Source organism: Aeromonas sp. 6P, assembly GCF_051919525.1.
GTDB lineage: Bacteria > Pseudomonadota > Gammaproteobacteria > Enterobacterales > Aeromonadaceae > Aeromonas > Aeromonas veronii.
Map to the genome: position 1 here is coordinate 3306378 of NZ_JBQBEO010000002.1, position 13414 is coordinate 3319791.

The following is a 13414-nucleotide window of genomic DNA, read 5'->3' on the forward strand; positions in this document are numbered from 1 at the left end:
CATCGACATCAGAGTGTTCACATCATGTTTGAAGTCTGGGACGAGCATGGTCACGCCACCGGTCTGACACTGCAGGCGCTCAAAGTCAGAATCAGCAACGACTATCAGGGTGATCTGATGGTGCGCTACAGCAACAAGCTGGGACTCCCCACGACCCTCTTTCTGACCATTCATCAGGGCGTTGCCTATCAACGCTTCAAAGCGGGCTCGCCAAAACTGGATTGGGAATGGCTGGCCAGCGCAGGTAATGGCCACAGCCCCCGCAATTTTATGAGCGAACAGTTCCCCTTACTCCAGCTCTCCCTCGATAACTGAATGCCCCTCTCTTTCGCTCAATAACGTCAATTCATCGATGATTTGCTGTAATTGGGCACGAAAGCGTGTCAGCTCATCGGTACAAGCTGGCGATCCAAACTGACGGATTTTTTCTTCCAATCGCCATGCCTGTTCAGCCAATTCCGGCGCCATCATCATGCTGATGGTCCCCGCCTGACGATGCACCCAATTGGCCAATGCATTGTCATCAAGTGGCTCCTGCACCATCGACTGTTCAAGCTCCTGGCGAAATAGTGGAAACATCTGCTGCAACTTGTCACCATGACCAAAAAATGCCTCCATAGCTGCAATATCAATCAAGGTTGGCGCGGGTAAGATCTGCCACTTCTGCAACATCTGATGCAGAGCATCCAGCAGCACCGGTTTGCCCAACAGATCGTCCATGCCCGCGGCAAAACAGCGCTGAGCCTGCTCTGGCAACACATTGGCCGTCATGGCGATGATCAGCTGCCGCTCGCCTTTCTCTGCAGCCCGTATTCTGCGGGTAAACTCGTAACCATCCATCACCGGCATCTGACAGTCACAGAGCACCAGCTCATAGGGATGCTGCGCGACCATCTCGAGAGCCTGCTGGCCATGCTCTGCCACATCGCTGTTCATCCCAAGTTGCCTGAGCTGGCGTATCACCAGCGACTGGTTGAGGGGATTATCCTCCACCAGCAATACCCGGCAGGGCTGCATGGGTGCGCTCTTTCGCATCGCTTTCGTTGCCGTCCCATCGCTCAAGCCAAGCTGGCGATAGCAAACTTCCCGCACCGCATGCCGGGTCATGGGATTGCTGTTGAGGATGTAACCCTCCTCATCACAACGATAACCGAGAGGGGTTGCCAGCGGCAGCACCCGGATAAGCCCGTTGCCCGCCAACTCATGGTCTGTGAAACGCAAATGAGCATCACCAGACTCCAACGTTCGTGTTACCCCCAAGGCATCAAGATGCAACAGCAGGGTGTGGCACAGCTTCTCGTCATGGAGATCGATATGGGCTTGCACGCCATTGAGACGGAGATCCGGCTCTCGCTGTGCAAGCACTGGCAACGTGACCGTCAGGCTGATGAAAGTGCCCAGCCCAGGGGCACTCTCCAGCCGGATCTCGCCACCCATCAAGGTGGCCAGGGTCTGGCAGATACTCAGGCCCAAGCCGGTACCACCATAACTGCGGGTGGTGGAGCTCTCTGCCTGTTCAAAGGCATTGAAGATCCGGCCAAGCGCCTCTGGGCTCATACCGATGCCGCTGTCGCGCACACCGAAGCACAATTGCTGTTGCCCCTCCCCCTGCGACAGCAGTTGCACCGAGATCTCGATAAAGCCCCGCTCGGTAAATTTGATGGCATTGCTGACAAAGTTGAAGAGGATCTGGCGCAGACGCAGCGCATCACCACTAACCCGAGCCGCCACACCGGCATCCGCCCAAAGAGTAGACGCGCAATCCCTTGCGATGTACTTCGCTCACCGTCATGGTCAGCACGCTGTCGATCAATTCACGGATGAGAAAAGGGGCCTCTTCGAGTTGCATCTTGCCCGCCTCCAGCTTGGCGAAGTCGAGCACGTTGTCGATCAGCGCATGCAACCCCTGGGCACCGCGGTTGATAACCTCGACCATCTGGCGCTGATCCTGGGTCAGCTCGGTAAAAGTGAGCTGTTCCGCCATACCGACAATGCCATTCATGGGCGTGCGAATCTCGTGGCTCATGGTGGCCAGAAACTCCCCTTTCTGGGTGGCGGCAGACTCCGCTTTGGCCTTGGCTCTGGCCAATGCAGCCTCAACCTGATGACGACGGACTATCTCCTGACGCAGCCGCCAGTAAGCCACCGACAACACCAGAATAAAGAGCGTGATCGCCACCCCGGCGGGCAGCAGGGTACGCACCAGTTTCGCTCTGGGGATACCTTCGCTGTAATTGAGCGCCAGCCAGCTGTTGCGTATCTGGCGCTTCTCCTTGTCGCTCATGCTGGCAAGCACGCGGTTGGTCAAGGGCAGCAAGGGGACGTAAGGCTCACGTACTGCCACAGCCAGTTCATCCTTGAAGGGGGTGGGCGCGGCAATATGAAGTCGGTCATCAAACTGCTCGGTGATAAGACGGGAGACCACCACCAAATTACCGATATAGGCATCTCCCTCACCTGCGGCAACACGGGTGAGCCCCTCGCTAGCGCTCTTGGTCGTGATCAGTTTAAGGTCAGGCACCAGTGTCCTCAGCTGGGGGATCAGCATGCTGTCGGTCAGCAACAGCTTTTTACCGGCCAGATCGGAGAGATCCCCGATCGGAATACTACCGCGCGCCGTCACCAGCACCATCGGGAATGATGCGAAGGGTTCGCTGGCATGCCAACCCACCAGCCGCTCGATAATGCGAGCGGGTAATACCGCCAGGTCGACTTCGTGATGCAGCAGTTGCTGTTGCAGGTCAGGCCAATCCTTTACCGATATTCGGCTGTAAGCCAACCCTAACTTCTCTTGCAACACCTTCAGATAATCCGCTATCAAGCCGACCGAGTTGCCCTCCTCATCGAGATGGGAGAAGGGCACCCAGCCGGGGATCAACCCCAGCTTGAGCGGTGGCAGCATCGAGAGCCAGCCACGCTCATCAGGACGCAGTAAAAAATGACTGTGCCCCATAAAGTTGGGCTCCAGGCTCTCCCCCAACCAGCGTTTCTCCAGTTCACTGCGCGCCTCGACCGTTAGCGACTGAATGGCAGTATCAAGCCGGATAGCAAGAGTGTGTTTCTGGCTGGCGACGCCAAGATGCAGGGTTTCCATCAACAAGGGAGACTGGGCAACCACCGCCAACGCCGGGTGACGCTCGATAAACAGATTGGCCACATGAAGGTTGCCGATGTAGGCATCTGCCCGACCTTGCTCAACCGCCAGCAATGCACGGTGCGTATCGACAAAGAGTCGCGGTGTGACATTGGGATAGTGCAGCTTGACCAGCTTCTCGGTCAGAAAGCCTTTTTCGATAGCAATGCTGGCGGACTGCAACCGGCTCACATCCCGAAACAGGGGGCTGTCCTGACGAACCACCACCACGGTCGGCGAAGTGTAGTAAGGCAGGCTATAGGTGACACACTGACGCACCTCAGAATTAAATGCATCGAGCAGGATATCCAGCTTGCCACGGCAGGCATCGGCATACATGGTTTTCCAGTCAGGGTAGACCTGCCAGGCAATCCGGTAGTCAAGCTTTTTGGCTATTTCCTCCATCAATTCAACACTGAAGCCAGCGGCGACCTTGCCGTCCCACTGCTGGAATGGTCCCCATCCGCCAGCCAATATGCCCACTTCAATCGTTGGTACAGAATGTACCTCCGCCGAAAATACGGAAGGCGTCAAGGAAAAAACAGCGACAATAATTATGAATCGTTTGATTAATGACATAAGCGAACAATATATAGACATAACGATTCACATATATTTATAAAAAGATATATGCACCTGAAAAAATGGGGTGCGCACGGTAGTATAGAAATGTTAGCTTTGGTAGCCTGAATATTATTCACCGTTTTATAAGAGGCTCATCCATGTCCTTCAAGATTATTCTTGCCGATGACCACCCCTTGATTCTGACCGGGATCCGTAGCCTGATTGACCAGATAACCCCCCATTGTGAAGTGATCGCCGAGGCATATCAGGTATCTGATTTGCTTAATTTATTAGAGCAACATCATTGCGATCTGTTGATCACCGATTTCAGCATGCCGGGAGATATCCGCTGTGATGGCCTGGTGATGATCCAGCAGTTGCGTCGGGATTATCCAAACCTGCCCATTATTGTGCTGACCCAGATCCAGAACAGCGCCATCTTGCAATCCCTTATTCAGGTTGGGGTCAACGGTCTGATACTGAAAAAATCGGTTATCAATGAACTGGCCGATGCCATTCGCCAGATATTGCTCGGTCATCGCTATATTGGTCCTGCGGTAAAAATACTGCTGGCCAATGCCGGAATCTCTGCTCAAGGCGAACCCCACCCGCTTACACCAAAGGAGAGCGAAGTGGTGCGCCTACTTGCCAGCGGCATGTCCGTCACTCAGGTTGCCGACTATCTTCATCGCAGTGTCAAAACCATCAGCACCCATAAAAAGAGCGCCATGATACGGCTGGGTATTAGCAGCGATAGCGCCCTCTTTGACTATGCCAAAAGCAGCGGACTCTATTAATCAATAGCCGCATCAAATATCAGGGTAACATCACCTTTAAAGGAGGAGCCAGAGTATTTCATCATCTCGGCGACCGTCCCACCCACAATCTGAAATCGAATCGCACTGGCAGCATTGATAACCGAACTTCCCTGTACAGGAAGTACAAATCTGGTTTTATTTGTAGTCAACAGAAACATTTCATTTATGCTGTTAACATAGTGCGTTTTTAAAGGCACTGTTCGCCCCTTGCTATCTTTTAATGCGCACTCACCACTAGTAGACCATTGATATTGGCAACGCAGTGAGACAGTAAATGGGGCACTAAACCATATTCGAAAAGGAAGATCTTGCTGCAATATGCTTGGCTCTCGCTTTCCACTATGAATCCAATTACTCCACCCACCTGGTGGCAATAAGGTTACTTGGCTATGGCCATCGCTATCACCTTTGGGAAAATCAATTTTCAATTGATGACGGACTGTCAGTGTAAATTTAAGTTCATGCTCTGTTCCCCCAGAATAGGTTGCATCACCTAGGTCAATATCCTTATTACGCCCCACCATTATTTTTAAACTACCGGTATACTTTCCGTTTGACATAGTCAATGGATTAGGTGCTTTGATACGAAAGCCATAATTCAGCCAATCGACAGAGTATGATGTTCCATCACCAAGTTGGCTATTGTGATAGCACTCAGACGCACCATTTTGAGCTAAATCATTAATAGAATATAAAAAAAGTTGCCCAGTTACTACAGACCCGAACCACCCCCAAGTACTAAAGCTTTGATAGCAATCACCACCAATAGTATGCATGGGCCATCTATTATTATTGACAATTGGATACTCCATTTTTATTACCTTGGCACCTATATTGGTTGGAATAAATGCCAATTCATGATGTTCTCCATTTTTGCTGTTCGTCAACGTCACTTTTTTAGGACCAGAAAGTCGATAGTAACTTAGGTAGTTCTGTTTACCCTTCGCCGAATTTATTGTTTTTGCTATCGACACTGGGAGTTTTACTATAACCGATGACTCTAGCGGCTTCTGTGGGTCACAATAAGAAATCGGTTGACCGACATCGCACGGAGTGGTGTTGATAAAACGCCCACCACTCACTTCATAGCTCTCAGGTTTATAGTCTGCAGTAATATTAATCACATCAGCCAAAGATGAGTGACTAAACATCAGTAGAACTAATATTTTAATGGTTTTCATTTTTTACAGTCACACCAGGTGAACATATTAACTCTCCCAATATAATAATCTCCGATGCCTCCGTACGGCTCTGCACTCCTGATGAGTTGTTGCAATGGAGGGTACCATTGTGTTCCACGCTAAATTGCGGCTGTCGTCGGCTCGCTTCCAGCGCAAAGAAGCCATCATTTTCGGTAAATGCCCGCCCTATAGGGTTACTGACAATCGCACCACGCAGCGGCTGGCTTTGCTCGTCCAGCAAACGACCTATCACTGTGACTGTGCTCACAGCATTCACCTGGCCATAACCCACCCCGCCGCGATTAAGGTGGTAGGGGAGCACGGTGGGCTTGATGGTGAGTGGCATCCCCTCGTGGTCGGCCATCTCCAGTTGCAAGGCGCCACTTTGCAAGGCTGGCACCGAGACCAGATGACGACCGGGCCCAAGGGTCTGTACGCTGCCCAGATCGTCGCTGACCCGGATACGTGCCGCCTCATCGTCGGCGTCGATATCGAGGATCATCGCAGCCTCATTGCCCATACCGCCCATCTCGCGGGAACCAACTGCCAGCTCCCCCTCCCGCCCCAGTGCCACCAAGCTCTCCAGATTGATACCGCCAGTCACCTCTGCGTTATAGGAGGAGTGCTGGGCAAACAGGTCGCCACCCAACCAGGACGAGGCGAAACGACCATAGCCGGATAGACCGGTACCATAGCTGTCATGGGTGCTGCCCACGCTGACCTGACGCAGCGGCCCCCAGTCCACCTCCTGCTGATAATTGAGATAGGCGCTGCGCTGGGCACCGCCCGAGCGTGAGGTATTGCTGCCCAGCCCCAGCGACAACTGGCGATCATCTCCCCCCAAGTTGATAGTGAGACTCAGCGTGCTACCGCGATCCCGCTGCTGCGCCGTGCTCTCGCTGCCAGGACGATCGAACAGGGTCACCCCCCAAGTCACCCAGCGCCCCCACAACCGATCGCTATAGTGCCATCCCACATCAGCACCATTGCCACGACCAGACTGGTGAGAAACATAGAGACTGAGGGAGCCCCACTTTTCCAGCGACTGCTGCAGTGACAGACTGGACACCGCAGTTGCTTCAACCTGCTTGCGCAGATTGCGCGAATGGCTGGCCACCAGACTGCTGTTGCCATGCCAGTAGATCCCCTGCAGATCGTAGCCCCACCCCATGCCAACACTCTGGTTGAAGGAGGCAAAGCCGTGAAGCTGACTGGTCGCCTCCCAGTCGAGCGAGAGGGAGTGCTGAGTCCGTCTGTCCACATACTGGCTACCCGCCCCCACCACCAACGAAGGAAGCAACAGGTGGTTCACCGCTACGCCGCCACTGGCCCCCTCCAAATCGCTATCGCCTTGGCGTACCAGCCAGCGGGTCTGGCGTCCGGCAAACAGGTTGAAGCGCCACGGCTCCTCCGGCGTCTGCCAGTTGGAGGGTTTGTAGATCATCTCGCGCCAACGGCGGGTCTCCTGACCATCCTCCAGCAACCGCAGCTCTACCTCGTAGATACCTCCGGGCAGCGATCGGGTATCAAGTGCCTGCAAACCCGATACGACCGGCTGGGACTGGATCAGGTTGCCGTCACGATAGATCTCCACCATGCCCGGCCGGGACGGAGCCACCTGGATCGGCGCCAGACTGGGTACACCGCGCTCCCGGCGCAGCAGATCCGAACTGCCCCACATCATCCCGAGCACTGTGGGGGTCGCGCCACTGTAGTAGTTCGGCTGACGTACCAACCCCTGCGCCGAGGGAAAGAAGAAACCAAGGCGATAAAAATTGGCCTCATGGAGCCGCTCGCCATAAAGCTGAGCTAGGCCCACTTCACTCGATTGCCCCTCCTGCCAAGTGGCATCCCCCTCCATAAAGGGGGTCCACTGCCCCCAGCTGCCCTCCAGCTGCAGGTTATAGTGTCCATTGCGCTGGGTGCCCTGCACCAGGTTCAGCTGGTTCTGGACCAGCAACCCCTTGCTCTCTTGAGGCAATGCCATAAAGCGCTGATCCCGCGCCTCCTGTTCTACCTCACCGGTCAGCACCGAGAGCTGGGACTCCTCCAGGCTGTATTGCAACCCCACTATGCCTTCAGGACAGGTCTGGCCGCACTCGCCGAGCGGCAGCTGGGCTCCCAGCTTGCTCAACCAGCGTTCACGCGTACCCTCGTCAAAATCGCTCTCCTGCACATCCACCAGTGAAAGCAGCTGTACCGAGTTATCCCGCCCGAGCAGCACTTCCCCATCCCCCAGCAGGCGACCGTCGACGGTCACCCGCACCATCAGGGGAACACCAAAAAAGTGCGCTTCAAACCCTTCTGGCAACTGCCGCGCCTGTTGCAGCAACAGTGCCGAGTCTGCCGCCGCCAATGAGGCAGAGAGCAACGACCCGAGCAAGAGAAGAAGAGAACGAACCATGAAGTGCAACCTGAATGCCTGGAATATCAATTAAAGGGGGCCTGATGACCCCCACATACTCATGTCAGCTTCCTTGAGCAGGCGGTGCCTCCGATTCAAACATCATGCTGACAATCCCCTGATAGTTGCCGGGCTTGTAGCCACCGGTTGGTGCCACGGCCGGGATGATCTCCAGTCCGACCTGTTTGCCGGTATTGGCATCCGCCTGGGTCAACAACTCGGCGGATGCGGTGGTCAGTGCGACGCCTCCGACCTTGACCGTCAAACCGATGCTCTCCTTGCCGCTGGCCATGGTGGCGGGATAAACCAGATAACCCTTGATGGGACCAATGGTGCTCTTCATCTCCAGCTGCTTGGCCAAGGGATCCAGCTTTTGGCTAAAGGGGTTGAAGGTCAGTTTCTGTGGGGTACTCATCCAGTCACCCACGGGTTGCACATAAAAGTGTTCGGTCGGGATCTGCGCCGTTACCGTCACCGTATGCTCGATGCGCTCGGCCGCCATCAGCGATCCGCTCGCCAGCAACAGGGCGGGAAAAAGCGATAACATCTTCATAGCCACTCCTTCAGGTGTGATTGTCGTTCTTGTGATATATCGGGATCAGAGCTTGAACTCCCTGAATACCGATTTTTTCCCTTCGATCAGTTCAAAACGAACCGTCCGGGTTGCCTCTTGACTGACCCGCTTTTTAACGCCGGGCAGCAGATGCATCTTCTCCGGTTGACTGCATGAGCTCTCTTTTTGGTCACACAGTTCCAGATAATCGAGAATAACGGTGGCATTGCCCCGGTTCTCCACATAGAGAACACCGTTTTTACGGTCAATACGGGTGTCATAACGGGTCTCTTTGGGGGCCACAAAGAGAATGGTGCCAAAACCGGTCATGATGCTGACCCCGGCGCTAATTTGTTGCTGTGGTGGTAATTCGGTTATTTCATCGTCCTGTGGTTTGACCGGCACAAAACGCACCCGAAAATAACGTTCTCGCTCCCGCACTCCCATATAGATAAAACGGGTAGCCTGCATACCACCTGCCGGAATAATCAACCGTGATGGACTTGTCACCAGCTGACGAACGCCCTCCTCCGGTAACTCCCGCTCCTTCGGCACGCCATCGGCACCATATATAATTTCGGCCAGCGTTATTTTGACAAATGCCGTCTTATCACCAAGATTTCTAACCCGCTTGAGCAGCGTAGTTTTTTCTGCCGACATATAGTCATATAAGGTGCCAACGCTAATATCCGGCGATGCCAAGGCATTGCTGCTGAATATAAGCAGCAATACAGTAAAAATCTTATTCATGAATAATGTTCACACTGTAAAAACGATAGAGAGTGGTGCCTTCATTCATTGAATGCTCCGAAAAATATACGAATTCCATATATGCAGATCGCCAGATGATAATATTTGGCTCGGCGATTCGTCATTGAGGCCAGTCTAGATAATCCACACAGCGGACTTAATCGGAATAATCTGATACTGCCAAAGTATTTTTTCTGCAAACAATCAGACAATTCCTACAGCCAGCTTTCAACATCCTCCCCTATTATCCGAAATCATCTCAGTCAGCAGGGAAGTGACATGTTTGCGTTTAAAGAAGAGTTTCCGGTCGGTGACGTGGCATCCCTGACGACAGCGGACATTGCCGTGCCCTTTTATCAGCCAATCGTTGACCGGGATCGCCAGATCATCGGCTTTGAGGCGCTGGCCAGACACTGGGAACCCCACCAGCAGCGTTATCAGGGAATAGACTTTCCCTCTCTCAGCGATGAGGAGTCCCTGCATGTGGATATCGTTATGCTCAGAGCCATTTGGCGTGATCTGACCGCGCTGGCACGCCATGCTCCTTGCTCCCTCTCGATAAACCTCAACCCCGCTTTTGAGAGCACAACATATAAGAACCTGCTGTTACTCACTCTCTTGCAGGCCCGCAAGCTGGATATCGCAATCTGGTTCGAGGTGGTGGAGTACGCCCCGCTAGAGCGCAAGGAGTTGGCCCTGATCGAGGTACTGCGCAGCCACGGTGCCCATATCGCCTGCGATGACTTTGGCACCCAGGAGTGCAATTTTCAGCGAGTGATAGCGCTCCCCTACGAGATCATCAAGCTGGATCGCTCTCTGTTGCTGCAAGCGACCAGGAGTACCCATGCCTTGCGCATGCTGACCGGACTGGTGGAGTACCTGCAGCGACTCGGCATGAAGGTGGTGTGCGAAGGGGTGGAAAACCAGACCCATATCGAGATTGCCGATCAGCTCGGCTGTGACTATCAACAGGGTTACGTCTACGCCATGCCCGCCCACCTCTCCCGTTGGGCCTGAGCGGCGGTTTCATTTCGGCATCCTGTCGGCTCGCGCAGCCAACAATTTCCTGCCAAATTGCATGATGACGTGGGGGCGAGTACAATCTCGCACCCCGAATATCCGGCGCATCGTCTGTAGATAGGCCCCGGATATGCCGTCATCGGGTCGCGCTGCATTGAGCCTCCTCTCGGAGGGCATCTTGCACCGCAACTCAACCACTACGATGCCATCAGGTGGCATCGTCCTGATTTGCAATCAGATATAAAGAGTCCGCCATGTTTAAACCAGAATTGCTCTCCCCCGCAGGTTCCCTCAAGAACATGCGTTATGCCTATGCCTATGGCGCTGATGCCGTCTATGCCGGTCAGCCCCGCTACAGCCTGCGGGTGCGCAACAACGAATTCGATCATGAAAACTTGCAGCTCGGCATCAACGAAGCCCATGCGCTGGGCAAGCAGTTCTATGTGGTGGCCAACATCCAGCCCCACAACTCCAAGCTCAAGACCTTTATCCGCGACATGCGCCCTGTGGTGGAGATGAAGCCGGATGCGCTGATCATGTCCGACCCCGGTCTTATCATGATGATGCGTGAAGCCTTCCCGGATATGCCCATTCACCTCTCGGTGCAGGCCAACGCGGTCAACTGGGCCACGGTGAAGTTCTGGCATCAAATGGGCCTGACCCGCGCCATCCTCTCCCGCGAGCTGTCGCTGGACGAGATTGAGGAGATCCGCATGCAGGTGCCGGAGATGGAGCTGGAAGTGTTCGTTCACGGCGCGCTGTGCATGGCCTACTCCGGCCGCTGCCTGCTCTCCGGCTATATCAACAAGCGTGACCCCAACCAGGGCACCTGCACCAACTCCTGCCGCTGGGAGTACAAGGTACACGAGGGTAAAGAAGATGACGTGGGCCAGATCGTCCACCGTCAGGAGCCCATCGCAGTGCGTCCGGACAACACGCTAGGCCTTGGCAAACCGACCGATGCCCTGGTGCTGCTGGAAGAGTCCAACCGCCCGGGCGAGTACATGAGCGCGTTCGAAGACGAGCACGGCACCTACATCATGAACTCCAAGGATCTGCGCGCGGTCGAGCACGTCGAGCGACTGACCAAGATGGGCGTTCATTCCCTGAAAATCGAAGGGCGCACCAAATCCTTCTACTACTGCGCCCGTACCGCTCAGGTTTACCGCAAGGCCATCGACGATGCGGTAGCGGGTCGTCCGTTCGACCGCAGCCTGATGGGCACCCTCGAAAATCTGGCCCACCGCGGCTATACCGAGGGCTTCCTGCGCCGTCACAACCACAGCGAATACCAGAACTACGACTACGGCTACTCCGTCTCCGACACCCAGCAGTTTGTCGGCGAGATCACCGGTCGCAAAGGTGACATGGTCGAGGTCGAGGTAAAGAACAAGTTCCTGGTGGGCAACAGCCTGGAGCTGATGACCCCGCAGGGCAACGTCCGTTTCAATCTGGAGCAGATGGAGAACCGCAAGGGCGAGCTGATCGACACCGCGCCGGGCAACGGCCACGTGGTCTATGTGCCGGTACCGAAGGAAGTAGATGTGAACTACGGCATCCTGCTGCGCAACCTCGGCGAGCGCGAGGATACCCGTCAGCCCCACTCGGCCGCCTGAAATGGCACTGCTTATCACCGACAAGTGCATCAACTGTGACATGTGCGATCCCGAGTGCCCCAACCAGGCTATCAGCCTGGGTGAAGAGATCTACGAGATCGACCCCAGTCGCTGCACCGAGTGCGTCGGTCACTATGAGAAGCCGACCTGCATCAGCGTCTGCCCTATCGACTGCATCATCTGGGATCCCGCTCATGTGGAGACCGAAGATCAGCTGATGGAGAAGTTTGTGCGGATGCACAGGCAGTAGCTGATGCACAGACCGTAAAACGAAAAAAAGGCCGAGCAATCGGCCTTTTTTGATCCTGCGTGCAGTTGCTGGGCATCACTTGCCGACCAGCCGGATCAGTTTGTCCAGCTCCCGCTGGGCCTCCAGCATCCGGGTCTGGGACTCCTCCAGCCTGGCCTGCCGCTTGGCAATCTTCTCCGGTTTGCCACTGACTCTCGCCTCCTGCAGCTCGAGCAGGCGCTCGTCCACCTCGCCGCGCAGTTTGTTAACCCGCTCTTTCTGCTCCTTAAGCAGACCTTCATCAGTACAGTTGGCCTTGATATTGCGCGCTGCCTGTTCGAGCCCGGCAATCTGCCCAACGTTGTTGTGTGCTTTGGCAAACACCAGCTGGTCATTGACGGCCTGCAGACGGGCCCTGCAACCGACCGCCTCACTGCCAAAGGCCTGACCCGCCAACAGCAGCAAGCCGGCTCCCAATACTTTCCACATCTCGATTCATCCGGTCTTGTTTGCGAGCTGACCATAAAAACCTCGATCGGCAGCAGGGTCAAGCAAGCGGGAAAAAGGTGCGACAGAAGTTGTGCAACATCACGCAATTGGCACCCCGTTGGTTCTACAATGGCGCTCTTTCCAATCGGGAGTCTGTTATGAATCAACAAATTGTGGTCATTGCCAACGGTGCCCCCTACGGCAGCGAATCCCTGTTCAACGCCCTACGCCTCGCTATCGCCCTCAACGAACAGGGTGGTGCCAGCCTCAAGCTGTTCCTGATGTCCGATGCGGTGAGTGCAGCACTGGCCGGTCAGGCTCCGGCCGAGGGATACAACCTGCGCCAGATGCTGGAGATCCTGCTGGCCCAGGGCGTCACCATTCGCCTGTGCAAGACCTGCACCGATGCCCGTGGCATCACCGCCCTGCCGCTGATCGAGGGCATTGAGGTCGGCACCCTGCCGATGCTGGCCCAATGGACCCTGGCTGCCGACAAGGTGCTGACCTTCTGATCTCCCCCTCCGGATCTCTTGCCCCTTTAGCCTTCACCTGACCCTCCATAGCCCCCGCCACGCGGGGGCATTGCGCGCGCCCCAGCCTCACTGACTACACTATCAATTGCCACACCTGCTTGTTTGTCCCACCTCACGGACAGCG

11 protein-coding genes and 1 pseudogene are annotated in these 13414 nt (G+C 55.1%); 6 read left to right on the plus strand and 6 right to left on the minus strand.

Annotation, left to right across the window (positions count from 1 at the left end):
- Positions 1-24 precede the first annotated feature (24 nt).
- On the plus strand, positions 25-315 hold the full coding sequence (locus ACTG2J_RS15230) for a hypothetical protein (RefSeq protein WP_005353834.1): 291 nt from the start codon (positions 25-27) through the stop codon (positions 313-315).
- On the opposite strand, the pseudogene ACTG2J_RS15235 reads toward ACTG2J_RS15230, so the two are convergent.
- A pseudogene (locus tag ACTG2J_RS15235) lies at positions 289-3538 on the minus strand (ATP-binding protein). The gene ACTG2J_RS15230 and the pseudogene ACTG2J_RS15235 sit on opposite strands and share 27 nt — an antisense overlap.
- Before the next feature lie 317 nt (positions 3539-3855).
- Between ACTG2J_RS15235 and ACTG2J_RS15240 the strand changes: the two are divergent.
- Positions 3856-4494, plus strand: a complete 639-nt coding sequence (locus ACTG2J_RS15240) for a response regulator (RefSeq protein WP_100653216.1) — start codon at positions 3856-3858, stop codon at positions 4492-4494.
- Here ACTG2J_RS15240 and ACTG2J_RS15245 read toward each other — a convergent pair.
- The 4 genes from ACTG2J_RS15245 to ACTG2J_RS15260 form a co-directional block, all read right to left on the minus strand.
- Positions 4491-5696 carry a hypothetical protein gene (locus ACTG2J_RS15245; protein ID WP_158651110.1) on the minus strand — a complete coding sequence of 402 codons (1206 nt, stop codon included), beginning with the start codon at positions 5694-5696 and terminating at the stop codon, positions 4491-4493. The genes ACTG2J_RS15240 and ACTG2J_RS15245 overlap by 4 nt on opposite strands.
- Positions 5683-8100, minus strand: a complete 2418-nt coding sequence (locus tag ACTG2J_RS15250) for a TcfC E-set like domain-containing protein (protein WP_100653214.1) — start codon at positions 8098-8100, stop codon at positions 5683-5685. The genes ACTG2J_RS15245 and ACTG2J_RS15250 overlap by 14 nt, the downstream gene beginning before the upstream one ends.
- A gap of 64 nt (positions 8101-8164) precedes the next feature.
- Entirely contained in the window at positions 8165-8653 is a 489-nt protein-coding gene (locus ACTG2J_RS15255; RefSeq protein WP_100653213.1) for a CS1 type fimbrial major subunit, read from the minus strand.
- 45 nt (positions 8654-8698) lie between these two features.
- Positions 8699-9403 carry a hypothetical protein gene (locus tag ACTG2J_RS15260; protein WP_439997642.1) on the minus strand — a complete coding sequence of 235 codons (705 nt, stop codon included), beginning with the start codon at positions 9401-9403 and terminating at the stop codon, positions 8699-8701.
- Between the two features lie 279 nt (positions 9404-9682).
- On the opposite strand from ACTG2J_RS15260, the gene ACTG2J_RS15265 reads away from it, so the two are divergent.
- From ACTG2J_RS15265 to ACTG2J_RS15275, 3 genes are all read left to right on the plus strand, one after another.
- Positions 9683-10420 (plus strand): EAL domain-containing protein, encoded by a 738-nt coding sequence (locus ACTG2J_RS15265; RefSeq protein WP_439997643.1) that lies wholly within the window; start codon positions 9683-9685, stop codon positions 10418-10420.
- Positions 10421-10677: 257 nt separating this feature from the next.
- On the plus strand, positions 10678-12039 hold the full coding sequence (gene trhP / locus ACTG2J_RS15270; RefSeq protein WP_439997644.1) for a prephenate-dependent tRNA uridine(34) hydroxylase TrhP: 1362 nt from the start codon (positions 10678-10680) through the stop codon (positions 12037-12039).
- Position 12040: 1 nt separating this feature from the next.
- Positions 12041-12289: a YfhL family 4Fe-4S dicluster ferredoxin gene (locus tag ACTG2J_RS15275; protein ID WP_005334896.1), complete on the plus strand. Its 249-nt coding sequence runs from the start codon at positions 12041-12043 to the stop codon at positions 12287-12289.
- A gap of 75 nt (positions 12290-12364) precedes the next feature.
- Here ACTG2J_RS15275 and ACTG2J_RS15280 read toward each other — a convergent pair whose 3' ends face one another.
- Positions 12365-12757 carry a DUF1090 domain-containing protein gene (locus ACTG2J_RS15280; protein ID WP_100653209.1) on the minus strand — a complete coding sequence of 131 codons (393 nt, stop codon included), beginning with the start codon at positions 12755-12757 and terminating at the stop codon, positions 12365-12367.
- Between the two features lie 158 nt (positions 12758-12915).
- Here ACTG2J_RS15280 and ACTG2J_RS15285 point away from each other — a divergent pair, with 158 nt between their 5' ends.
- Positions 12916-13269 (plus strand): DsrE/DsrF/TusD sulfur relay family protein, encoded by a 354-nt coding sequence (locus tag ACTG2J_RS15285; protein WP_005334901.1) that lies wholly within the window; start codon positions 12916-12918, stop codon positions 13267-13269.
- The last annotated feature ends 145 nt before the right edge of the window (positions 13270-13414 follow it).